This is a genomic window from Paenibacillus rhizovicinus, assembly GCF_010365285.1.
In the GTDB taxonomy this organism is placed as follows: domain Bacteria; phylum Bacillota; class Bacilli; order Paenibacillales; family Paenibacillaceae; genus Paenibacillus_Z; species Paenibacillus_Z rhizovicinus.
The window spans coordinates 3,365,046-3,387,493 of record NZ_CP048286.1 but is presented as its reverse complement, the minus strand read 5'-3'; the positions used below and the strand labels follow the sequence as shown (position 1 = coordinate 3,387,493).

Annotated in this window: 18 protein-coding genes and 1 riboswitch; of the genes, 7 read left to right on the top strand and 11 right to left on the bottom strand. The window is 57.4% G+C overall.

Translation table 11 applies throughout. From position 1 onward, the window contains the following. Positions 1-64 precede the first annotated feature (64 nt). The 3 genes from GZH47_RS15115 to GZH47_RS15105 form a co-directional block, all read right to left on the bottom strand. Positions 65-562: a C40 family peptidase gene (locus tag GZH47_RS15115; protein ID WP_162640813.1), complete on the bottom strand. Its 498-nt coding sequence runs from the start codon at positions 560-562 to the stop codon at positions 65-67. A 4-nt stretch (positions 563-566) separates the two neighbouring features. Further along, positions 567-727, bottom strand: a riboswitch (cyclic di-AMP (ydaO/yuaA leader). A gap of 406 nt (positions 728-1,133) precedes the next feature. Beyond that, on the bottom strand, positions 1,134-1,955 hold the full coding sequence (locus GZH47_RS15110; RefSeq protein WP_162640812.1) for a hypothetical protein: 822 nt from the start codon (positions 1,953-1,955) through the stop codon (positions 1,134-1,136). A gap of 32 nt (positions 1,956-1,987) precedes the next feature. Next, the gene (locus GZH47_RS15105; RefSeq protein WP_162640811.1) at positions 1,988-3,988 is read right to left on the bottom strand and encodes a M1 family metallopeptidase; all 2,001 of its coding nucleotides are present in this window, start codon (positions 3,986-3,988) and stop codon (positions 1,988-1,990) included. Between the two features lie 264 nt (positions 3,989-4,252). Here GZH47_RS15105 and GZH47_RS15100 point away from each other — a divergent pair, with 264 nt between their 5' ends. Beyond that, on the top strand, positions 4,253-4,780 hold the full coding sequence (locus tag GZH47_RS15100; protein ID WP_162640810.1) for a YwhD family protein: 528 nt from the start codon (positions 4,253-4,255) through the stop codon (positions 4,778-4,780). 189 nt (positions 4,781-4,969) lie between these two features. Beyond that, on the top strand, positions 4,970-5,338 hold the full coding sequence (locus tag GZH47_RS15095) for a flavodoxin domain-containing protein (RefSeq protein ID WP_162640809.1): 369 nt from the start codon (positions 4,970-4,972) through the stop codon (positions 5,336-5,338). 89 nt (positions 5,339-5,427) lie between these two features. Here the strand turns inward: GZH47_RS15095 and GZH47_RS34510 are convergent, their stop codons facing one another. The 4 genes from GZH47_RS34510 to GZH47_RS15075 form a co-directional block, all read right to left on the bottom strand. Then, a complete protein-coding gene (locus GZH47_RS34510) occupies positions 5,428-6,360 on the bottom strand; it encodes an anti-sigma factor domain-containing protein (protein WP_162640808.1) in 933 nt (310 codons plus the stop codon). After that, positions 6,350-6,934, bottom strand: coding sequence for an RNA polymerase sigma factor (locus GZH47_RS15085; protein ID WP_162640807.1), 585 nt, complete (start codon positions 6,932-6,934; stop codon positions 6,350-6,352). The genes GZH47_RS34510 and GZH47_RS15085 overlap by 11 nt, the downstream gene beginning before the upstream one ends. Positions 6,935-7,050: 116 nt before the next feature. Further along, positions 7,051-8,667, bottom strand: a complete 1,617-nt coding sequence (locus GZH47_RS15080) for a copper amine oxidase N-terminal domain-containing protein (RefSeq protein WP_225446497.1) — start codon at positions 8,665-8,667, stop codon at positions 7,051-7,053. Positions 8,668-8,891: 224 nt separating this feature from the next. Next, positions 8,892-9,569: a C40 family peptidase gene (locus GZH47_RS15075; RefSeq protein WP_162640806.1), complete on the bottom strand. Its 678-nt coding sequence runs from the start codon at positions 9,567-9,569 to the stop codon at positions 8,892-8,894. A gap of 189 nt (positions 9,570-9,758) precedes the next feature. Here GZH47_RS15075 and GZH47_RS15070 point away from each other — a divergent pair, with 189 nt between their 5' ends. Continuing rightward, the gene (locus GZH47_RS15070; protein WP_162640805.1) at positions 9,759-10,967 is read left to right on the top strand and encodes a macrolide family glycosyltransferase; all 1,209 of its coding nucleotides are present in this window, start codon (positions 9,759-9,761) and stop codon (positions 10,965-10,967) included. 122 nt (positions 10,968-11,089) lie between these two features. Further along, the gene (locus GZH47_RS15065) at positions 11,090-12,625 is read left to right on the top strand and encodes an ADP-ribosylglycohydrolase family protein (protein WP_162640804.1); all 1,536 of its coding nucleotides are present in this window, start codon (positions 11,090-11,092) and stop codon (positions 12,623-12,625) included. Here GZH47_RS15065 and GZH47_RS15060 read toward each other — a convergent pair. Next, positions 12,622-13,557 (bottom strand): AraC family transcriptional regulator, encoded by a 936-nt coding sequence (locus tag GZH47_RS15060; RefSeq protein WP_162640803.1) that lies wholly within the window; start codon positions 13,555-13,557, stop codon positions 12,622-12,624. The genes GZH47_RS15065 and GZH47_RS15060 overlap by 4 nt on opposite strands. A 196-nt stretch (positions 13,558-13,753) precedes the next feature. Between GZH47_RS15060 and GZH47_RS15055 the strand changes: the two genes are divergently transcribed. The 3 genes from GZH47_RS15055 to GZH47_RS34645 all read left to right on the top strand — a co-directional run bounded on the left by GZH47_RS15055 (position 13,754) and on the right by GZH47_RS34645 (position 17,488). Further along, positions 13,754-15,514, top strand: a complete 1,761-nt coding sequence (locus GZH47_RS15055) for an ABC transporter ATP-binding protein (protein ID WP_162640802.1) — start codon at positions 13,754-13,756, stop codon at positions 15,512-15,514. Further along, positions 15,511-17,283, top strand: coding sequence for an ABC transporter ATP-binding protein (locus tag GZH47_RS15050; protein WP_162640801.1), 1,773 nt, complete (start codon positions 15,511-15,513; stop codon positions 17,281-17,283). Before GZH47_RS15055 ends, GZH47_RS15050 begins: the two co-directional genes overlap by 4 nt. 88 nt (positions 17,284-17,371) lie before the next feature. Next, the gene (locus tag GZH47_RS34645; RefSeq protein WP_404823809.1) at positions 17,372-17,488 is read left to right on the top strand and encodes a hypothetical protein; all 117 of its coding nucleotides are present in this window, start codon (positions 17,372-17,374) and stop codon (positions 17,486-17,488) included. Between the two features lie 151 nt (positions 17,489-17,639). Here GZH47_RS34645 and GZH47_RS15045 read toward each other — a convergent pair whose 3' ends face one another. From GZH47_RS15045 to GZH47_RS15035, 3 genes are all read right to left on the bottom strand, one after another. Further along, positions 17,640-18,488 carry a copper amine oxidase N-terminal domain-containing protein gene (locus GZH47_RS15045; RefSeq protein WP_162640800.1) on the bottom strand — a complete coding sequence of 283 codons (849 nt, stop codon included), beginning with the start codon at positions 18,486-18,488 and terminating at the stop codon, positions 17,640-17,642. A 340-nt stretch (positions 18,489-18,828) separates the two neighbouring features. Beyond that, the gene (locus GZH47_RS15040; protein ID WP_162640799.1) at positions 18,829-19,686 is read right to left on the bottom strand and encodes a class II fructose-bisphosphate aldolase; all 858 of its coding nucleotides are present in this window, start codon (positions 19,684-19,686) and stop codon (positions 18,829-18,831) included. Positions 19,687-20,204: 518 nt separating this feature from the next. Continuing rightward, positions 20,205-22,310, bottom strand: coding sequence for a transglycosylase domain-containing protein (locus GZH47_RS15035; RefSeq protein ID WP_192043611.1), 2,106 nt, complete (start codon positions 22,308-22,310; stop codon positions 20,205-20,207). Positions 22,311-22,448: the final 138 nt, after the last annotated feature.

Genomic DNA, 22,448 nt, shown 5'->3' with positions numbered 1-22,448 from the left:
CAATGCGAGAGGAGAGAGCCTAAACTCCGTCCGGCGAGCATTCGTTACAATAATCAATTGCGGATTAATCGGAGTCTCCGTCGCCTGGTTCGTCGGAAGGATCATCGGCATATTTCTCGAACGTCTGTTGGCTCATAACGCGGCGAGCGGTTACGTAACGCTTCGCGTAGTAGGACTCGTCCAGACCGCTGATTGTGACGCCTCTGCTGGAAGATGCATGGGCAAACTTGCCGTCGCCGACATAAATGCCGACATGCGAGATTCCGCTTCCTGTCGTATTGAAGAATACGAGATCCCCAGGGATCAAATCGCCTTTAGCGATTTTCTTGCCGAGCGCTGCCTGCGAACGGGATGCGTGCGGGATGTCGACGCCGAGTTTCTTGAACACGTACATCGTGAATCCGGAGCAGTCAAACCCTTTCGTAGTCGTGCCGGTGTAAACATAAGGCGTGCCGATCAGATCATGAATGACGCCATCCATTTTCGAGTCCGCGAAAACGCTGCCAGCTTGGAAAATGAAGAGCATTGCAAGTCCGATCACAAGTGCGGAAAGCTTCTTCAAAACGGGAAACTCCTTCCAGTGCCTACGAGGTTAGCTGTGGGGTTCGGTTGAAGGCTCCCTATGATCGCCTCTGGCAGACGCGTTCAAGCTCATGCGGCTGTCGGGATCAATTCACCCAGAATGGTTCCCCCGTTTCCCGATATGGGAATTCGGCAAAATTTTCATTTCTCTGGAAATCTAATTCGATCATTTTGTCGCTTCTCCTTCCGAGTTCACGTTTTGTTCACAAATTAAAATTATTAGAGTGCAACCTTTTTTTTCTCATTTTCGTATAATAGCGCCGTTTTTCGGTCGTAACGGCGTATTTGTCATGGTGTCGGATCTTCGCGGGGACGATGTGAAAACTTGTCTGCCGACGTCGTATCTTCAAACGCGAAAAAGCCCCTTCAGGGTCGAAGGGGCTTCTTGCGCATGGTAGTTTGGGCGCATATCCGGTCCTGGATTGTCGGTTCCGCCCGTCGCGCGGGCGGTAGCCCGGACCAGCGGCCCGGGCCGGCAGTCCGGATACGGCCGCTCATCTGGCTAAACCTTCCAGAAGCTGACGGGCTGTCCGGCCGAAGAGCGCGTTGGCTCAAGACTGCTGCTTGGACTGCCAGACATCGTACTGGGCGGCGGCTGTCCATACCTTCATGATCGTCCGCAGCAGCTGATAGCCCTGGTGCAGGAGCAGCGCGAGCAGTCCGGCCCACAGCAGCGAGACGGAGGCGACCGTCGCGCTCAGCAGAGCCCCGATGCCCCACATTAGGATCGAAACGCCGCAGAACGGGATGAAATTCGCGATGCCGCTCCATAGTGCGCGCATGGATCCGCTGCCGGTCACGGCGCCGAACTGCATCGAGAGGAAGAGCAGATGCATGAGCACCGCCCAGAGCAGCCAGGCGCCCGCCCACGGTCCGGCGGCTTGGGCGAATTCGATCAGCGAACCGCTCGACAGCAGCAGCCGGAGCGCCCGCGGCAGCAGCCAGACGGCGGGAGCCAGCGTAAGCGTCGTTTCCACCAGGTAGAGCAGGGCGATCGGCTTCCACGCTTTCCGGATGCCTTTCAGAAACGTCGTCCCTTTCTCGTCGGTCGTATGATGCAGCGAGTGGAACAAACCGGCGTTCAAGAGCGGCGTCACGAGCATCCTGGCGCCGAGCAGTCCGCAGAACAGCAGGGCGTAAGGCCGGATCAAATCGGTCTTCATCAGCTGGAACTGCGCTTCCGTCAAGAAGAGGGAGATGGCGCTGCTGCTGGCCGCATACGAGTCGGGAAACCTTTTGAGCAGCGGAACCGCGATATTCTCGATCGTCCGGTAGAGGAAGAAGCCCCATATGAGTTCGTACAGAAAGAGCAGAATGATGATATAGAAGTGTTTGGACATCAGCCGCCAGCCTTGTTTAATATGCGTCTTCATCTGTGAAGTCACCTCCTTCGTTCAAAATGGCACTACCAGGCGAGCGATGAGAAGAGCGTCTCGACCAGCTTCGAGAGGCCGACGCTCCAGCGCGTGCGGGTCTTCTCGTCCAGGTCGGCTTTCATGAAGTTGTTGATATGCTTGTTGTCGAGCACGTTGTCGTTCTGCGGATCGACGGCGGCCCAGAGCAGCTTGGAGCTGTGCACGATTTTAATTTGGACATGGGCGTCCTGGCCGTCCCATACCCGGGGCATGACCGTGCCGTCCGCAAAATGGAGCATGACCGTCACGGGTCCGATGCTGCCGCCGGTTTTCTTAATGAGCACGACGTTCTCGTACTCCTGTTGTCCGTCCTGCTTGACCGGCTTGACGCGGATGGAGTCGACGGAGTAATCCGACATGGCGTCGCCGTACACGAAATGACTGAAGTAATCGTTCCATTTCGTCTTCGTCACCGTCTCCACGACCTTCTGGAAGTCGGCGGTGGACGGGTGCTTGAACTTGTACTTCTGGAAGTAGGTCCGCATGATCTTGCGCATCGTCGCATCGCCGACCTGCCTCTCGATGCCGACCAGCACGAGCTTGGCGCGAATGTACACGTTCTCGGCGTAGTGATTGTTGCTCTGATAGGACCAGGACAGCTGCTTCAGCGGCGCGGGATCCGTCATGTAGCTCGACTCCACGGGCAGGTTCGGCGCTACGCCGTATTCGCTCTCCATGACTTTGTCTTCGGCGTAGGAGGTGAAGCCCTCGTCCAGCCACGCTTCTTCGAACTCGTTGGAGGCGACCATGCCGTACCAATATTGATGGCCGATCTCGTGTACGACGGTGCGCTCCAGGTCATAGCCGGGATTGCTGTTCTCCGCCGAGAATGCCGTGACGAGCGTCGGATACTCCATGCCGCCCGCGCCGTTGCCGCCTTTGGGCGGGACGACGACGGAAAGCGTCGTATACGGATATTCCCCGTACCACTGCGCGTACTTGGCTAGCGCGGACTTGGCCGCGTGCAGGTAGCGGTCCTTGAACTTGGCGTGCAGCGGATCGAGATACAGCTTGATGCGTACGCCCGGAACGCCCGTCGTGGAATACGGCTCTTCGTAATAGATGAAATCGGGCGAGGCCGACCAGCCGAAATCGATGACGTCGTCGGCGTAGAATTGATATGTCTTGCGGCCGTCCTTCACGACGGACGCTTTCGTCTGGAAGCCCGTCGCGGCTACCTTGTAGGAGGAAGGCACGTTGATTTTCACGCTGTAGATGCCGAAGTCGCTGTAGAACTCGGAGTTGCCGTGGTACTGATGCACGTTCCAGCCTTCCGTCGCCCGGCCTCTCGTGCCTGCCGTCTCGTAGACGGCCAGCTTCGGAAACCATTGGCCCGCCATGACGAAATTGCCGGAGTAGCCCATGCGGGCGAACACCTCGGGCAGCTTCACCTCGAACTTCATGCGCAGGGTTACGCTCTTGCCTGGGGCAACGGGAGTCGGCAGTTTAAGCTTGGCCAGCGTAAGGTCGCTCGGATTGCCGTCGTCGGGCTGAACGAAATGCAGGCGCGGCAGGAGGCTGTAGCCTTCCGTCGTTTCAAGCGACAGCAGGTTCATGTAGCCCGTACTGTCCGAGGTAGCCTTGTCCTCCCGCAGCTGACCCCCGGATTCCTTCATGAAGGTAGTGTCCTTGGAGCGGAACGCGTTCGGATAGAAGTGGAAATACAGCTCGGACACCTGCTGTTTGCCGGGGTTTGTCCATGTGACGGACTGCTCGCCCTGCAGCATATGCGCGTTCTCCTGCAGCGTGACGTCGATGTGGTACTCCGTGACGCGTTTGCTGAGCGCGACGGGCTTCGGCTGCATAACGTTGTCCGGCTCCTGCGCGACGGGCGGCGCTGCCGGTTTAGGGGCGGCGTCTTTCTTCGCGGGGGCGGAAGCGAACGTATATTGCGAAACCCAGGCATTCCCGAACCCTTGCCGCGCCGTGACGCCGATCAGGACGGCGGCGAGGACGAAGAGCAGAATACGTTTGGCGTGACGTGGATTCATTCAAAGATTCCCTCCCGTTGACAAGCTTCTAAAGCATGTATATGTTTGCTTTTCCGAGATTATTAGCTAAAATGGAATTAAAGTGTGGACAGGTAAGAAGAAGCGTCCGATGCCTGAATTACTGCGGCAAAGTCCGTTTCTTCCCTCGAAAATAGACGTTCAGATTGACCTCGGGCGAGAGCGTTCTTATCGCTCGGGGAAGCCGCGCCGGACGCGGGATTGAAAGCTTTGGATGAAGGATTGGGACGGGAGTTGAACGGTAAGATGAGCGAACAAGACAACGGTCAGCAGCCGCCGCCGGAGAAGAAAGAGAAGAAGTCGCTTTCTCTCAATGTGGTGAGCAATAAGGAACATCGGGGTTTCGGTGCGGGGACGATCGACTTAAGCGACGTCGCCTGCGTCATGATCGATAAAGGCGAAGCCTACATCGACGTGGGCGCGATGCACGCGAAGAGCAAGATCGAGAAGGGCATCAAGTTCAGCATGAACAAGGAGGACGTTCCGAACGGGCGTCCGTGCTGGATCGTATGGGTCGCGGTGGACCGTAACGAGGAAGGCGCATTCTATGCGGGAGCGACGGCATGTCCGATGCTCGTGGACACGGAAGCGCGCCGCGGATGGAAGATCCTCGCGCAGCACGTGAACAATCTCGATTACGCCATCAAGCGCCGCTTCATTCTGGATGAGCTGGGAGCGGAGGAGAAACAGGCCCTCAAGACGCTGCTCGTCTCGAACAATCCGGAATGGTGGGAACGCTCGCCGGATAAGTTGAAGGAAGCGTTGAACGTTTAAGTGCGTCGCCGAGAGTAATGAAGAAGAATGAAGAAGCGCGAATGGCTCTGGGCCAAGCGCTTGTAGAGGAGAAACCCGCGTTCATTCAAACGTTGGGTTTCTTTTTTTTGCGCAGCAGGCAGTGGAAGCTTTGCGGGGCTTTCGTGTACTGCGTGGCAGGCGGGGGCTAGATCGGCGCGGCGGAAACCTGTGAAGGAAGTACTGGACGCGACTGCCGCCGATCTGGAGGCGTACGATCATATTGTGTTCGGCGTGTATACGTGGGGGGACGGCGACCTGCCGGACGAGTTTCTGGATTTGTACGACGAGATGTGCGAGATGGACCTGTCGGGCAAACGGGCAGCGGTATTCGGCTGCGGGGACAGAGCTTACCGTTATTTTGCCGTGGCGGGCGACACCTTGCATGAATGTCTGGAAAGCCGGGGCGCCGTTGTTCTGGATCGAACGGTCAAAGCCGACGGCTGTCCGGGTTCCGCGGAGCTGGAGGCATGCAAGCAGCTAGGCGCTGCCTTTGCGGCTTTCATCCAACAAGGCGCCGCGGCCGAAATACCGGGATGAAGCTAAAGAAGCTGCTCCCGCTCTCTCCTCATCGGAGTCGGCGGAGCAGCTTCTTTGATTTCGATCTGCAAGAAAGTTAATTCTTCGTCTTACAACTTAATCGCTGCGGCCAGCACGGCGGTTCCCCTCGGCAATTGGCCGAACGCGTCCGGCTCTAGGGTGATGGCGATTTGATTGTAGCCCGAAAGGTTCCGATCCAGCGTGAGATACAGCCCGCCCGTGCCATCACGGGAAACGAACGTCCCTGCGTTCACGACGCCGCTGCCGTCTTTCATAAGCCAGACTTGGAACGCTTCGTTGCCTTTGAGCTGAGGAAGCTTCTCCGCCTGCACGAGCAGATGCGTGCCGTTGGTGTCTATCACGATCGTCGCCAGTCCGCTCGCCACGATATCTTGAGCTGCGGCGCTCAAGCTGACCGCTTCGTTCGGACGCAGGCCTTGCGGCGGCTCCGTCGTCGCCGTCAGTTCGCGGCGAAGGTCGGACACTTGATCCTTCAGGGTAAACACGTACGCGCCGAGCAGAACAACGGCTGCGGCTAAAGCAACGTTCATCCACGTACGCCATCCCCGTTGCGCTGGCTGCCGCCTAGAGGAGGGGAAAGGAAGGGACGGTATCGGCGCTGCCGTCTGCTGGACGCTCGCTTGCATTTGCGGCGAAGGAGAAGGTGATTGCGCAATGCCGGACGACTCCGAATCAGTCTTGGCGAGCGGCACGCCCGATGATGCCGCCGGCGATATAGCGAAGGAAACGCCGGATGACTCGCCGCCTGGCGTGGCAGTTGCCTTCGGAGCGGAATCGCTGCCCAGGATATTTCCCAGTATCCGGTCTTGCATGCCCGCAGGCACGTGAACCGGTTCTGCCGATAACGGGAGCAGATCAATAATGGTTTGAAGCTCCTTTACTTGCAAGGCGCAAGCTTCGCAGCCTGCGAGATGTGCTTCGAATGCCGCGCGTTCTTCCTCGTTCAGTCCGCCGAGCGCATATAGTTCCGCATTTTCGCACTTGTTTTCATTAAGGACCATAGCTCAGCCCCTCCTTCCCGATATCCTCAAGCTGCGTTCGCAGCGCCTTCATGGCCAATCTTACCCTGCTCTTGACCGTTCCGAGCGGAATGTCGCATTTCGCGGACACTTCCTGCTGCGTATATCCGTTGAAATAAATCAGTTCCATGACTTCCTGCTGTTCGCCGCTCAGCTGCTTGATCGCGCTTCTGACCTGTTCTCCGACGATGTTCGCGGCCGCAAGACTCTCCGTGTCCGACTCCGGATCCGGCTTCCGGTTCAACTTCTCCGCTTCCGTTACCTGCTGCGAGGTTCGCGTCTGTCTTCGCCGAAGCGCATCGATCGCGATGTTTCTCGTGACCGTAAACATCCAGCTGGCAAGCTGCCCTTGAGCGGGATCGTATCGTTCGGCGGCGTGCCAAATGCGCATGAACAGCTCTTGCACGATTTCTTCGGCCAACATGGCGTCTTTGACGATCCGATAGGAGAAAGTATAAATCGACCGCTCGTATCGTTCATAAATAAGCTTCAGCGCTTCGGGATCTCTGTTCAAGATACCCGTCAGCAGCTCCAAATCCGTTTGATTATCCGACATAGGCGGGTCGTCCCCTTTCATGCACCTCCTTATTATACAAAAATTCCCGATCCGGCATAGGAATAAGCCGAATCGGGAGAGATGGCGCGTACGGATGCAGCGTGCGCGGATAGATTCTACATGGACTTCGTCAACGAAATGGACCAGTCCGCAGCGTTCCAGTTCAAATCCCAGCCGAGCAGCTCGGCGATGAAGCGGAGCGGTACCTGCGTGCGTCCTTCTTTAATGAACGACTTCGCACCGGCATGAACGTTCTTGCCATTCACTTGCGCGATTTCATTGCCGATCCAGAAGACGATGCGATCGGAGCCCGCCGTGACGGTGACTTCGCCCTTAGCGGGCGTCCAAGCGATATTCGCTCCGAGCGCCGTGGTCAGCGTTCTGAGCGATACATAAGTCGTTCCTTTCATCGTGCTCGGAGCGACGTCCATCGCAGCGGGCTGTCCGTCGACTTTGGCGGTTCGGTTGTTGATTTGAAGCCAAATGCTCTTCACGGACGGCGTTGCGGGCTTCGTTGGCATCGTTTGGAACATCGCGGGCTTCTGCGCAACGATCGCGCCGCCGAGTGCTTTGCCTACGCCGAACATAAAGCTGTAGCCCTTATCGTAGCTCGCATACAAGCCGGAAGCGTCTTTTGCGTTGTACAGATCGAAGGCTTCCAGAACGAGTAGTTCGTGCTCCGCCACCGCGGCCGTTGCGGCAGATGCCGGCAGGTAGCCTTCCGTTGCGGCGCCGAGGAAGGTGCCGAAGTCGACGGCAAACTTGCCCAGCTTCGCTCTGGCTGCGGCGATTGGAGCGGCATCGCCTTTCAACGTCGCCTGGACGATTTCATCCTGCGCGTTGATATGGTCGCCGAGCCAGACTTGCTTGAACGCCTCTCCGCCCGCCTTGCCGTAAATGGAAGCGACGGCAGCGGTGAAGCCGTCCGTGTTACCGCCCTCGGCCATTAGAATCGCAGGATAGGCAGGGGATTTATCGAAACCCTTCTGCATGCTTAGAACAGCCAGCGCATAGTGCTCGGCAGCCAAGTAATCGAGCGCGGAGCGCAGATCGCCCGCAGGGGTATCGGGACGCGTGTTCATGAACTTGCCAGGCATCTGAGCGACGATCGCGCCGGACAGCGCATCGCTGATGTCGAACATGAAGCTCAGCCCTTCTCTGTACTTCATCATCGCGTCCTTGTAATCTCCGGCTGCGTAGTCGTCGAATACTTCTTTGACCTGCTGTTCATGCGTGCGGAGTACGTCTTGCGCTGCCGCGGCAGGCAGTTTTCCTCCCGTCGCCGTGCCGAGGAAGTTTCCTAGATCGATCGCGAACTTCTCGATTTCGGCGGCAACCGCGGCTTTGTCAGCGGTACTGTTCATCTCGACGGCCGTGACGTAATCCTTCGTGTAGCTGAGGTGACTGCTGAAAATGGCGTCGAATGCCTTTGCGCCGTCCTCCCCGTAGAGGGATGCAATCGCCGGAACCATGTCTTTCGCGTTCTTCTCCAGCGCGCTTTGCGCAGCCGCGGCATCGAAGGAATGGTCGTACTTCTTGATCATGGCATCGACGGCGAGCGCGAAATGTTCGGACAATAAGTAATCGAAGGTAGCTCTCAGTTCGACGGCTGGCGTATCTGCGGTCGGCACAGCCGGCGCTGCCGCGTTTGCGGCCGAGGCTTCTGCAATCGTCGGGACGAGCAGAGAAAGACTTAGGACGGGGGCCAGCCATTTACGGGAATACATTTTCATGGTTTGCACGCTCCTCGAATTAGGCTAATTTACTTGCTCATCTAGGCTAACGAAACGAGCAGGCATTCGGATCACTCCTATCGTAAAAAAAATTGGGGGTCTGCATCTTCTTACAACGGAGCGATACGGCGAACAGGACAAAAAGCCTCTTTCAGAGCCATATAAGGAATGGCTTCGAAGAGGCTTTAACCGGCAGGCAGCAAATAAACGGCGCTCCGGCCTTATTAATAGATCCGCCGCGCACCGGCATATCGGGGGCCCCAATAGGAGTTGTCCAGCTGTTGGACGTAGATTCCCTTCGAGCTCGTAGCGGAGATGAACGCTCCATTGCCGGCGTAGATGCCGACATGATCGACGTCGGTTCCGCCGGCGATGCGGAAGAAGACCAAGTCGCCGGGTCTCAGCATGGATTTATACACGGTGTAGCCTTGCTTGAATAAGTTGACCGTGGTCGTGCGCGTCTGCGGAACGCCGAATTTACTGTACATATAATAGATGAAGCCGGAGCAGTCGAACCCGGGGCTCGGCGTCGCGCCGCCCCATATGTAAGGGATGCCGATGTACGAATAGGTATCTTGGACGAGCGACTGTTTCAAGACGGCGCGTCGAACCGCTTCCGCCGTGATGGCATCGGCCTGTCCGGTAACGGGAAGCGCGTAGCTGGACTGGAATTCCGAGACGGCCGCCTGGGTGTACGAGCCGTAATAGCCGGTCGCCGACGGATAATCGAAGAACCCCAGCGACAGCAGGTTCGATTGCAATTGCGTAACGGCGCCGCCGGTAACGCCAACGGATAGGACGGCGGACGCCGCTTGCGCTTGGCCGGCTCCGGGCAGCAGAACGGCGCCGGCCGGACCGGAAAGGATCAGGGCGGCAAGAAGGAACGTAACGGATTTCTTCATGGTGTCGGACTCCTTTTCAGGCAACATATTCTAATCGGCTGTCCATTCAGTATAACAACCCTCAAGGCCGGCGGGAGCAAGCAAGTGTTGGTAATAGCAAGGCGCGATGCGCGGTGATGGGGATCTGCTTTGAGATATCCGTGTCTTGTTTTATGATAAAAGCAAACAGTAAGCCGAAGGAGTGATAGAATGGCGCGTGTCTTATTTATTAATGGCGGATCCGAGGGACATATCAATCCAACAATCGGCGTGGTACAGGAGCTGATTTCGCGCGGGGAAGAGGTCGTGTACGTTTGTACGGAAGCTTTCCGGGAGCGAATGGAGAAGACGGGAGCATCCGTGCGTACATTCGACGGGCTTTCCTTCATTAAAGCCTTCATCTCCGGCGGCAGGAACTATGTGCTCGAGAGAGTCAACGGTCTCTTGCTAACGGCCGATATCGTCATTCCAAGCGTTCTTGAACAGATCAAAGGCGAACGTTTCGATTACATCATCCACGATTCCATGTTTGGCTGCGGACGGCTGCTGGCGCAAATGCTCAAGCTTCCCGCGATTAGCTCTTGTACTTCTTTCGCGCAGTCGGAAGCGTCCTTCGATCGCATGCTGGAACAATTCACGGCCAATGTCCCGGCGGATATCGCGAAGCCGATCGCCGATCGCTATCAAAGTCTGACAGCTCTAATGAAGGAACAGTATGACGTGGAGATCGGTTCGCCCTACGAGGTGTTTTGCAATCCGGCGCCGCTTACCCTCGTGTATACGACAAAGGCGTTTCAGCCCGATGGAGAAGCTTTCGACCACGCGTACGCGTTCGTAGGCCCGTCCATCGCTTCGCGTTTCACGCAGGAATCCTTCGATATGGCTGCTATTCAGGGGAAGAATCCGATTTACATTTCACTGGGCACCGTCTTTAATCAGTCTCTCGACTTCTATAAGCGTTGTTTCGAAGCGTTCGGGAATACGGCGCATACGGTTGTCCTCTCTATCGGCGAACGCACCCGGATCGCTGACTTGGGAGAAATTCCGGCTAACTTCATCGTCAGAAACTACGTCCCCCAAACGGAGGTCCTGCAATATGCGAAACTCTTTATTACGCATGGCGGAATGAACAGCACCCACGAAGGGCTCTATTACGGGGTCCCGCTCGTCGTCGTCCCGCAAAGCGCGGATCAGCCCATTATTGCCGGGCAAGTCGAGAATGTCGGAGCAGGCGTTCAGCTGCAGATGTCGGACTTGACTGCAGACCAATTAAGCGAGGCCGCGGATCGCGTATTAAGCCGCGCGTCGTTCAAGGATGCCGCTGCGATTATGGGGGAAACTTTCCGGCACTCAGGCGGGTACCGTCAAGCGACGGATGAGATTTTCAACTATAAACGTCAGCAACGCATCCCTACATAAAAATGGACGATCCTTAGGCCGAGCAGGACCAGAAACTCAGAATCCTTCATTTGTCGGCAAGAGCCGCCTTGCTATACTACGTGCAGAGGTTCAGAACCGCTTACGGATGGGAGATGGCAGGGATGACATTATCGCTTGCGGCTTATAAGGAAAAGGTGCTCGGCTGCTGGGTCGGCAAGAACATCGGAGGCACGCTGGGCGCGCCGTTCGAATGCAAACGCGCGGTGTACGATTTCGACTTCTACACGCAGGACTTGAACGGGGAACCGCTGCCGAACGATGATCTCGATCTGCAGCTCGTCTGGCTGAACGCGGTGGAGAAGTACGGCCGCCGGACGGATGCGAAAATACTCGGCGAATACTGGTTGTCCTACATTGTCCCGAACTGGGGCGAATACGGGGCAGGGAAGAACAACTTGCGTCAAGGGATCGTGCCTCCGCTATCCGGCTATGTGAACAACGTGTTCCGGGACAGCAACGGCGCCTTCATCCGTTCGGAACTATGGGCGTGCCTGGCTCCAGGGCATCCCGAAATAGCGGTGCAGTATGCGTACGAGGATGCGATCGTGGATCACAGCCATGAGGGAGTCTACGCGGAAGTGTTCTTCGCGGCGATCGAAAGCGCGGCGTTCGTGGAGAATGACCGGGATACGCTCATCGACATCGGACTGTCCTACATTCCGGCGGATTGCGGCGTGGCCCGCGGCGCGGCCTCGGCTCGCGATGCCCATTCGCGCGGCTTAAGCTGGCAGGAAGCGCGCATTCAAGTGCTGAACGACGTACCGGGCAGCTTCGGCATTATCGGCATGGAGCCGGATGACTTGCCGAAGGATGTCGCCGTCGGCCCGATGGGCTACGACGCGCCGGGCAATGTCGGCATTACGCTCATCGGCTGGCTGTATGGGGAGGGAGACTTCGGCAGCAGTATCTGCATCGCCAATAACTGCGGCGAAGACACGGATTGCACGGCTGCGACGCTGGGTTCCATCCTCGGCATCATCGGCGGGGAAGCGGGCATTCCGGAGAAATGGAAAGCGCCGATCGGCGATTCCATCAAGACGCTCTGCGTTAATTTGGGCGATCAGGGGCTGCGCATACCGAAGACTGTGGGCGAGCTGACGGAGCGGATTATCCGCTTGGCGCCGTCGTTCCTCGGGAGCGATATCGTCGATGTGATTACGGCCGAACGCGGGTATGACGTCGCGGTCAACGAAGGCGGCGCGCTCTACAGCCGGAAGCAGCGGATCAATACGTGGACGTATCGCGGATTTGAGGAGAAGTTAAGCCAAAGCCCGTTTCAAGTGTCGTACGACTTCGTCATTTTCTCGGCGATCGCCGATTACGCGGAAGCGCCGTTCGTGCAGGAGGGCGCGGAGAAGACAGTGAAGATCATCATCGACAACAACCTGTTCATGCAGCAATGGCTGACGTTCAAGTGGCATCTGCCGGCAGGCTGGAGCGTCTCCCCGGGCCCCGTGGTCGGCGCCGGACTCGAGCAGTATCATTGCAACCTCGGACGGACGGAGCTGACGTTCAGGCTGTTATCGCAAGACTTGCAGCAGGCGCGTTACGACGTGCTGCTCGAAATCAGCTCGCAAGGCCGTCCGACCAAAGGCATTATTCCGTTCGTCTTCATTAACGGCCAGCCAATCGCTTAATCGCGCGGGGCGCCGCTGCGCATAGCAAGATTCCGAAACTGCTGGGGGCTGATCGCCTCCAGCTTTTTGAATATGCGGGAGAAATAGTAGGGATCCTGATAACCGACCTGCTCCGCGACTTCCTTGATCATGGCGCCGGTGGCGGCGAGCAGATGCTTGGCCCGTTGAATTTGCAGCTGATGAATGTAGGAAACGATCGTCGTGCCGGAATATTTCTTGAAGATCTGGCACAAATATTCATAGTTATGATGCAGGCTCTGTTCGAGCGCCTCGCTGGAGGGATTCTTCATATAATCCTCGTCCAGCTTATTCACGATCCGCCGATAGAGCAGGAAGGTCGAGGGCATGTCGTGCTGAAGCTGCTCGCGCTCCAGCAGTCCGTGCGCTAGCAGCTCCAACATCTGTGCGAGCAGCAGCGAGCAGCGATAGCGATAATAGCCGCGCGGCTCCGCCAGCTGCGCGCCCATGAGTTCGAACAGCCGCAGCAGCTCGTAGCGGTTGCGCGGTTTGAAGCGGCGGGGGAGCAGCAGGGCATCGGCCGCGCAACCGTCGTCCTTGGCCGTTCGTAAGTCTTGGGCGGCCAGCCGGGGGCGGTTCGGCATGGCGGCCGCGGCTTCGTCCGGCGTGCCTCCCGGCAGGCGAAGCGGGGGATCGGCCGAGAACTGCACCCAATAGAAGCCGGCGCTCGCCGAAATCGGCCGATAGCCGGAATGCTGCTCCCAGGGCATAAGCAGGTAGCACTCCCCGCTCTGCAGCTCCATTCGCCGCCCGCCTGCCTGCAAGTAGACGGGACCTTCCGTCACCATCAGCAGCTCGAAGTTCGGATTCGCTTTCGGCTCGGCTATATGCTCGTTGCCCTGAAGCTCGGAGCTCCATTTCACGTCTAATTTCGTGAGGCGGGACATCTGAAGCACTTCGTCCATCGTATCCATCGGATCGGGGCCACCTTTATTCCGGAGCAATGGCATGGGGGCCGGCCATCATGCTCCTCTGTTCTGTTGCAGTCATTATAGCATGGCGCCCTGTCCGCCAGCGTAAATTAACAGCAGTACCATCTGTTCGGAAACGGGGGTTCTATGGTATATTCATTCAACAAGAACATTTGTTCTAAAATCAGGAGGATATGGAATGAACCGGCAATCGAAAGGCCGCTCGGAATACGCCGACCTGCTTCGGCGCTACTTGCTGCCTCAGAAGAACACGTTATGGATTCTTGCAGCGCTGCTCGTCTTGACGATCGGCCTGCAGCTTGTCAATCCGCAAATCATCCGATACTTTATTGATTCGGCGCAGTCCGGAAGCTCTTTACGGCCGCTGCTGATCGCCGCGTCGCTATTCATCGGCTTCTCCGTGCTGCAGGGCGGGGTAACCGTACTGGCTACGTATTTCAGCGAGAACCTCGGCTGGAAAACGACGAATGCGCTGCGAAGCGACTTGGCGGCACATTGCTTGTCGCTCGATATGCCGTTTCACAAATCGCAGACATCGGGCGCCATTATCGAGCGCGTCGACGGCGACGTGAATGCGCTGGCGAATTTCTTCTCCAGCATGATCATTCATTTGCTCGGCAATCTGCTGCTCATGCTCGGCATTATCGTCCTGCTGTTCCGGGAGAGCTGGCTCATCGGCGCGGGCATGACGGTGTTCGTCATCGCAGCCGTGTTCGTCATCCAGAAGATCCGCAAGTTCAACGGGCCGTTCTGGAAGGATTGGCGCCAGGCGAGCGCGGAACTGTACGGGTTCATCGGGGAGCAGATGGAAGGCACGGAGGATATTCGGGCCAACGGCGCGTCGGGCTTCGTCATGGGACGATTCCATCGGATGCTGCCGAACATGCTCCGAGTGCGGCTGCGCGCGTTTCTGGGCTTCGCCTCCATGTGGAATACGACGATTATCGTCTTTACGCTCGGCAACGCAATGGCATTCGCCATCAGCGCTTACTTATGGAAGACGGATGCGATTTCGCTCGGCACCGTGTATTTGATCTTCTTCTACACGGAGCTGCTTGCCAAGCCGATTGAGAAAATCCGCACACAAATGGAGGATCTGCAGAAAGCCGACGCCAGCATTTCGCGTATTCGGACGCTGTTCGAGACGCGTTCCTCGATCGAGGACGGTCCCGGCGCGCCGCTGCCGGAAGGGCCGCTTGCGGTCGCGTTCGACGGCGTGACGTTCTCGTACGAAGACAATGCCGAGGAACCGACGCTGAGCGGGCTGCAGCTGGAGCTTGCGCCAGGCGAGGTGCTGGGACTGCTGGGGCGGACGGGCAGCGGCAAGTCGACGATCGCGCGGCTGCTGCTTCGCTTCTATGACCCGCAGCAAGGCGCCGTTCTGCTCGGCGGCACCGACATTCGCGATTGCAAGCTGAGCGGGCTGCGCAAGCGGGTCGCCATGGTTACGCAGAATATCGAGATCATGGAAGGGACGATTCGCGATAATCTGACCTTCTACGACGATGCGATACCCGATGCGCGGATTGTCGAAGTCTTGGAGCAGCTCGGACTTGGCGGCTGGTACGGATCCTTGCCGGATGGCCTGGATACGATGCTTGCATCGGGAGGCGGCAGCCTGTCTGCCGGAGAGGCTCAGCTGCTCGCCTTCGCCCGCGTATTCTTGACGGATCCGGGTCTCATCATTATGGACGAAGCTTCTTCCCGTCTGGACCCGTTGACCGAACAGCGGATCGAAGAAGCGATCGGCAAGCTGCTCGCGAACCGGTCGTGCATCATTATCGCGCATCGTCTGGCGACCGTGCAGCGCGCGGACCGGATTGCCATTCTCGAGAACGGCGTCGTCATCGAATCGGGCAGACGCACGGCGCTTGCGGCCGATCCGAAGTCGCGGTTCAGCGCGATGCTGGCGACAGGGCTTGAGGAGGTGCTCGCATGACGACGTTTCAATTCTTGATGCGGCTGATTACGTTCCGGCCGCTGCTCTATGCCGTGAATGCCTTGTCATGGACCATTATTTATTTGATTCCGATCGTACCCGGACTGATCACGCAGCAGTTCTTCGACTCGCTGACGGGCGAGGATACGCTGAAGGTCGGCACTTGGGGCATTATCGCGCTGCTGCTGGCGGCGTCGCTGGCGCGCGTGGCCATGATTTACGTCGGCTGCATTACAGACGTGCAATTCCGGTTCCGCGTGGCCATGATCCTGCGCCGCAATCTGCTCGGACATGTGCTGAAGCAGCCCGGCGCGCGGGCGATCCCGGTCTCGCCGGGGGAGGCGATCAGCTATTTCCGCGACGATGTCGACCAGACGGAGGAAGCCGTAAGCTGGTCCGTGGACGTATTCGGCTTGGCTTGCTTCGCCGCGGTGTCGAGCTATATCCTGCTGAAGATCGACGTGCAGATGACGCTGCTCGTATTCGTGCCGCTCATTCTCGTCGTAACGGTGGCGCAGCTGGCTACGTCGCGGCTGCAGAAGTACCGGGCGGCCAGCCGGGAATCGACGGCTCGCGTAACGGGCGCGATCAGCGAAATGTTCAGCAATGTGCAGGCCATACAAGTGGCGGGCGCGGAGGATCGCGTCATTGCGCGGTTCCGGAGCTTTAACGACGACCGACGCAAAACGATGCTGAAAGACAAGCTGCTCGGCGAAACGCTGGACGCCGTTTTCACAAACTCCGTGAACCTCGGAATCGGCCTTATTCTGCTGCTGGCCGGGACCAAGATGCGCGGCGGCGAATTCACGGTCGGGGATTTCTCGTTGTTCGTGTACTACTTGACGTTCGTAACGCAGGTCATTTCGAACGTGGGCAAGTTCATGACGTATTTCAAGCAAATGAACGTTGCGATGAAACGGATGCTGGAGCTGCTCCAAGGCGCGTCCGCCAAGGTATTGGTCATGAAGGACGCACTGCCGCTCCGTAAGGGCAGCGACGCTGCAGTCAAGCAGGAGAAAGGCGCGAACGTTCGCGAGCCGCTGCATACGTTGGAGGTAACGGGCTTGTCTTACCGGTTCCCTGACACCGGCCGGGGGATCGAGGACATCCGCCTGCAGCTGAGGGGCGGATCGTTCACTGTCGTCACCGGCGCTATCGGCTCCGGCAAAACGACGCTCGTGCGGACGCTGCTCGGGCTGCTGCCGAAGGACGAAGGCACGATTGCGTGGAACGGGAAGCCGGTCGAAGACCCTGGCACGTTCTTCACGCCGGTCCACAGCGCGTATTCCGCGCAAATCCCGCGATTGTATAGCGATACGCTGCGCAATAATATATTGCTCGGCCATCATGAGGGGGGAGGCGCGCTTGATCGCGCGGTCCACGATTCCGTTATGGAGTACGACATCGCTCATCTGCATCAAGGACTCGAGACGGTCGTGGGCCCGCGGGGCGTCAAGCTGTCCGGCGGCCAGATGCAGCGCGCCGCCGCGGCACGCATGCTCGTGCGGGAGGCAGAACTGTACGTGTTCGACGACGTATCGAGCGCCCTCGACGTGGAGACGGAGCAGAAGATGTGGGAGCGGCTCTTCGAAGGCCGCGGGAACGCTACTTGTCTCGTCGTCTCCCACCGCCGCGCCGCGCTGGCGCATGCCGATCATATTATCGTCATGAAGGACGGCCGGATCGAAAACGAGGGCACGGTCGATGAGCTGCTTGCCTCGAGCGAAACGTTCCGGGAGTTATGGTATGGAGAGTCTGCGTCCCAATAGTAGGTGCAGCGTGCAGGCTCTGTCTTATCAGAAGATGATTATTCACTGATTCAGCGAGGCTACCGCTTTATCGTGGCGCGGTCACGGACTGGGCTTGGCCATCGCCAAATCGATCGCGGAGCAGCACAAAGGGCGGATTACCGCACGAAGCGTCCCGAACGTAACGACGGCGTTCGCGGTCCAGTTGCCGTTCGCAGGCAAGTAATCCCGCAAGGGGATAGCTGAAAGCACGTGAATGACTGAACGTGAAAGGCGAAAGGGGCCATCCTATGCAGGATGGCCCCTTTCTGATAATTGCCGTTTCACCTTGAATTCTGAGCAGGTATTACGCGGTAACACCTTTTTGGCGGTAACACTTACACGATCGTATTGCTGATTACCTTCAGGAAACCGTTTTTGTCGGCTGTCACCATTAACTGATCGATGGCTTGTCTAGCAGAATCGCTGAATGAATACCATTGAGCCCCCGTAACGTCATAGAGCAGCACGGTCCGGACGCTTTTCCCGGCGTCGTCCGTAGTAGGCTGAAGAAGCGTATATATTTCGTAGCTCTTCACGCTCTTGCCGTTCTTGTCCAGAAAATCATACTGAGCGGTTTTTAAATACGATCCGGGTATGTCATAGTTAGGGCTCCACGAATAGTTCGCAGGTGCGTCGACCTTGGCGCCCTTGTTCGTTTCAAAACTCGTATAGATGGCTTCGTTGTAGGCATTTCCATTGACCTGCTGTACGATGCCGCCCATAGTCATATGGTATTCTTGCTGCAATGCATTTACTTGTACGCCGTTGATGACCAATGGCGCGCTTTCGACGGTTACGGTGGAGTTGCTGTAATTGACCGTGCAGCCGAACGTCTCGGCAATAAAGCGGAGCGGAACGATGATACGATTATCGACGACATATGGTTTGACATCAAGCTGGACGGCAGTACCGTTCTTCACGGCAGTCGTGCTGTTCGGCTTTAAAATTACTTTCATATTGTTTTTCGTCAGCGTAACTTCCGTTTTCGTCCACGCGACCTTAGCGCCCAAATTCTCGCTGATCACTCGCAAAGGCACCATCGTACGATTGTCCTTCACTTCTGGCTTCACGTCGGAAGCGACGGCTGTACCGTTAATTTCGATCGAATTGTTGGTTGCTGCATAGGCAGTGGACGAAGCAAGAACGGTGCATGCAAGAATAAAACTTGGGATAACCTTTTTCATTGACATTCAATCCTTTTCTAATTGGTTGGGGCGAGTGAAACCCTTGTTGCAAAAGACTTCGGCAAGTGACAGACAACCAATAGACGATGAATGTTCCATTAAGGTTTCTAAGAATTTCCTCAGCATTTGTCGATTCATCACTGTCGGGCGGCCAATGATAGAGCAGGAAGCGTTCCACACAAGCACCAAAAAGGCCGCAAGCGGACAACTCGCTCGCAGCCTGACAGAGCGGCGCGGGGAATAAAAACAAGCCGCTTCAACGTCATCCAGGATGACATCGAAGCGGCTTGGCTATGCTCATCGCAGAATCGCGATCGAGCTTTCATGCAAGGATGATCGATTAAGCTTTATTGGAAGAACCGAATTCGCGGATCTTGCCGATAACTGTCGCTTTGATCGCATCGCGGCCCGGCGTAAGGAATTTACGCGGATCGTATACTTCAGCGTCAGCGGCCAGAGCGGCGCGAGCAGCTTTAGTGAACGCGATTTGGTTCTCGGTGTTCACGTTGATTTTAGCCGTGCCGAGCGAAACGGATTTCTTGATTTGCTCGGTAGGGATACCAGTACCGCCATGCAGTACGAGCGGAAGGTTGATCGTTTTGCAGATCTCTTCCATTTCTTTGAAGCCCAGTTTCGGTTCGCCTTTGTAAGGACCGTGTACGGAGCCAAGGGCTGGAGCGAGGCAGTCGATGCCAGTGCGTTCAACCAGCTCTTTGCACTCTTTCGGATCTGCGTAGATAACGCCGTCTGCAACGACATCGTCTTCTTGGCCGCCGACAGTACCCAACTCGGCTTCTACGGAAACGCCGCGCTCATGCGCGTATGCGACGACTTCGCTCGTAATGCGGACGTTCTCTTCGAACGGACCGTGCGATGCGTCGATCATAACGGACGTGAAGCCCGCGTCGATAGCTTGTTTACACTTGTCCACGCTGGAACCGTGGTCCAGATGGATCGCAACTGGAACAGTGACCTTCATCTCTTCGATGAGGGATTTGACGATAGCTGTAACGACCTTGAAGCCGCCCATGTAACGAGCCGCGCCTTCGGATACGCCCAGGATAACCGGAGATTGCTCTTCTTGAGCCGCCGCGAGAATCGCTTGCGTCCACTCCAGGTTGTTGATGTTGAATTGGCCTACTGCATAACCTTCTTTAAGACCTTTGTTAAGCATGTCTTTCATTGATACCAATGCCATGATTAATTCCTCCTACATCTTATCAATATGGTTCTCTATAGCAAAACAGCGTACTACCGATCGTTGGTCCGATCCGGAGCGCGTCCGGCCCCGTCAACGGAGCGGAACAAGCCCGTTCAGGAGCCCTACATGTTATCATCTCGCATTTGGCGAAATTCGTCAACTATTGCGAACCCCGGGACCCCGTTCGTCATGAACCGCCGCAGCGGGTCGCCGCCTATGACTACTGAAATTCAGAAGTTGGAAAGCACCCGGCCAGGTGCCGCTCCCTGTTTATGATGTCACTCCGTCCGGCATAGCATTCCCAATTCGTCCAGCCCTTACGGACGTCACAGTTTGTCGACCGTGCCCGCATGTCATTTCTATATATTTTTATAGCCATTTAATCGGCCTTCATTAAAGCTCATCCTTCAGGCCTTTCTTCATTGATAGGCATCGCAACCATGACGAAGCCCTTGCATATGCAAAAGGCTGCAAGCCGACAATCCGCTTGCAGCCTTCTCCTCGCGATTCCAAGCTTAGTTCGACCACCAGCGCTTCAACTGCTTCCACCAGGTCTTCGACTGCGCGGCTTGCGCGTCGCTGTCGCCGTTAGCGGATGCGGCCGTGTCGCCATGCGCGCCGCACACTTCTACCGGCTGCGTGCCGCTGACGAACGATTCCAGCCGCCGGTTCGGGCAGGATTTGCCGGCCAGCTTGCCGCTCTCGGGATCGACGTAGACGGAGACGACGCCGTCCGGCAGCGGGAAGATTTTCGGCGGCACCGCAGACAGCGCCTTCTCCGTATAGGAAGCGAAGATCGGCGCTGCGCGATGCGCTTCGACGGGCGTCAGCTTGCGTCCCTTGTCGTAGCCGACCCAGACCGCCGTCGCCAGCTCGGGCGTGTAGCCCACGAGCCAGGCATCGGTCGCCGTCGTGCCGGTCTTGCCGGCTACAGGCCGTTTGATCGTCGCCGATACGCGGTTGCCGGTGCCGCCTGTTTCGAATACGCTCTCCATTAAGCTTGTCAGTACATAGGCATGAGCGGCGTCGACGACCGTAGTCTGTGCCTGCTTGGCCTCGTAGAGAACTTCGCCTTTGCTGTCTTCGATGCGCAGAATCGCCGTCGGCTCGATCCGAACCCCGGCGTTCGCGAACGTGCCGAAGGCGGATGCCATCTCGAACGGGCTGACGGGGAAGGTGCCGAGCGCGAGCGACGGCACCGGCTGCATCGGACTGTCGATGCCGAGCTTCCGCGCCATGTCGATGACGTTCTCGGGTCCGACCTTCATAATGGAATTGACCGCATAGATATTGTCGGAAGAAGCGATCGCCTGCCGCATGTCGATGAGGCCGTTCACGTAGTTGTTGTTGTAATTGCTCGGCGCGTACGTTTGGCGGCCGTCGTCGTAGGTGAAGACGGTCGGCGCGCTCTTGAACTGGGAAACCGGCGACAGCGACCCTTGCTGCAGCGCCGTCAAATACAGAATCGGCTTGAACGATGATCCCGGCTGCCGCGTCGTCGCGAATACGCGGTTATATTGGTTCTTTTTGTAATCGCGGCCGCCGACCATGGCCTTGATGTAGCCGGTGCGCGGATCGATGGAGATGAGCGCGGCCTGCTGCTCGGAATCTTCCGGGATGCCGGCGGCGACGGCTTCTTCGGCCGCGCGCTGCGCTTCGGGATCCAGCGTCGTATAGATGCGGATGCCGCCTTCGCTCAGCAGCCGTTCGTCGATGCCGAGCTTATCGACCGCGAGATAGCGGACGTAATCGCGGAAGTACGGCGCGAGGCCCGTCTGCTTGCTCGTGCCGAGCGGAACGAAATTCAACATCTCCGCGCCGGCCGCCTTCGCGTCGGACAGCTGGATGATGCCTTGGTCGGCCATCGTTTGCAGAATCGTGCGCTGCCGGTCTTTGGCGTTTTTCATATCCATATAGGGCGAGTAGTATTTGGGCCCTTTCGGTATGCCTGCCAGCATGGCGCTCTCCGCAAGCGTCAGCTCGGAAGCGTGCTTGCCGTAATAGAGCTCGGATGCCGCTTCCGCCCCGTACGCGCCGTGGCCGTAATAGATTTGATTCAAATACATGTCCAGAATCTCGTCCTTGGAATAGTGCATCTCCAGCTGGATCGTGTACATGGCCTCTTTCAGTTTCCGCGACCATGTCCGCTCGTGCGTGAGATACAGGTTTCGCGCAAGCTGCTGGGTTAACGTGCTGGCCCCTTGCTGCCGCGAGAAATGCTCCAGGTTGACGAGCGCAGCGCGGGCCATCCCTTTCATATCGAAGCCGAGGTGGCTAAAGAAGCGCTGATCCTCGATCGCGAGCGTCGCCTCGACGAGATAGGGCGATATCTCCTTCAACGGCACGGACTGCCGGTTCTCCCCGGCGTGAAACGTATCCATGACATGGCCTTGCGCATCGAGCATTTGCGACGTTTGACTGATGGAGGAAGCAGGCAGCGCCTGCACCCGCAAATAATATAAGAAGCCGAACGCCGCCATGAACAGAACGAGCAGCATGCCGGCCATGTAGATCAGCCCTTTGCGCAGCCTGCGAAGCAGCGGCATCCACCGCTCGGCCCGAATGGCGAGAGGCAGCCGGCGCTTTCCGCCGCCGCCCTGCCTGAAACGATACCAGCTCATACCTGATGCCTCCTTGTGGTTTGCCACAGCTATCCAATTAGTATGGAAAACATTGGGGCATGCTATTCAGGCAAGGCGTTACAGGGTATGAAATTTTTGTGTAGCATGGGCAGAAGGTTGCTTTTTCCCCTCGTTAAC

Coding starts and splice junctions, on each gene's coding strand:
- GZH47_RS15110 (WP_162640812.1), bottom strand. CDS start 1,955: ATGAAGACGCATATTAAACAAGGCTGGCGGCTGATGTCCAAACACTTC.
- GZH47_RS15105 (WP_162640811.1), bottom strand. CDS start 3,988: ATGAATCCACGTCACGCCAAACGTATTCTGCTCTTCGTCCTCGCCGCC.
- GZH47_RS15100 (WP_162640810.1), top strand. CDS start 4,253: ATGAGCGAACAAGACAACGGTCAGCAGCCGCCGCCGGAGAAGAAAGAG.
- GZH47_RS34510 (WP_162640808.1), bottom strand. CDS start 6,360: ATGGTCCTTAATGAAAACAAGTGCGAAAATGCGGAACTATATGCGCTC.
- GZH47_RS15085 (WP_162640807.1), bottom strand. CDS start 6,934: ATGTCGGATAATCAAACGGATTTGGAGCTGCTGACGGGTATCTTGAAC.
- GZH47_RS15080 (WP_225446497.1), bottom strand. CDS start 8,667: ATGAAAATGTATTCCCGTAAATGGCTGGCCCCCGTCCTAAGTCTTTCT.
- GZH47_RS15075 (WP_162640806.1), bottom strand. CDS start 9,569: ATGAAGAAATCCGTTACGTTCCTTCTTGCCGCCCTGATCCTTTCCGGT.
- GZH47_RS15070 (WP_162640805.1), top strand. CDS start 9,759: ATGGCGCGTGTCTTATTTATTAATGGCGGATCCGAGGGACATATCAAT.
- GZH47_RS15065 (WP_162640804.1), top strand. CDS start 11,090: ATGACATTATCGCTTGCGGCTTATAAGGAAAAGGTGCTCGGCTGCTGG.
- GZH47_RS15060 (WP_162640803.1), bottom strand. CDS start 13,557: ATGGATACGATGGACGAAGTGCTTCAGATGTCCCGCCTCACGAAATTA.
- GZH47_RS15055 (WP_162640802.1), top strand. CDS start 13,754: ATGAACCGGCAATCGAAAGGCCGCTCGGAATACGCCGACCTGCTTCGG.
- GZH47_RS15050 (WP_162640801.1), top strand. CDS start 15,511: ATGACGACGTTTCAATTCTTGATGCGGCTGATTACGTTCCGGCCGCTG.
- GZH47_RS15045 (WP_162640800.1), bottom strand. CDS start 18,488: ATGAAAAAGGTTATCCCAAGTTTTATTCTTGCATGCACCGTTCTTGCT.
- GZH47_RS15040 (WP_162640799.1), bottom strand. CDS start 19,686: ATGGCATTGGTATCAATGAAAGACATGCTTAACAAAGGTCTTAAAGAA.
- GZH47_RS15035 (WP_192043611.1), bottom strand. CDS start 22,310: ATGAGCTGGTATCGTTTCAGGCAGGGCGGCGGCGGAAAGCGCCGGCTG.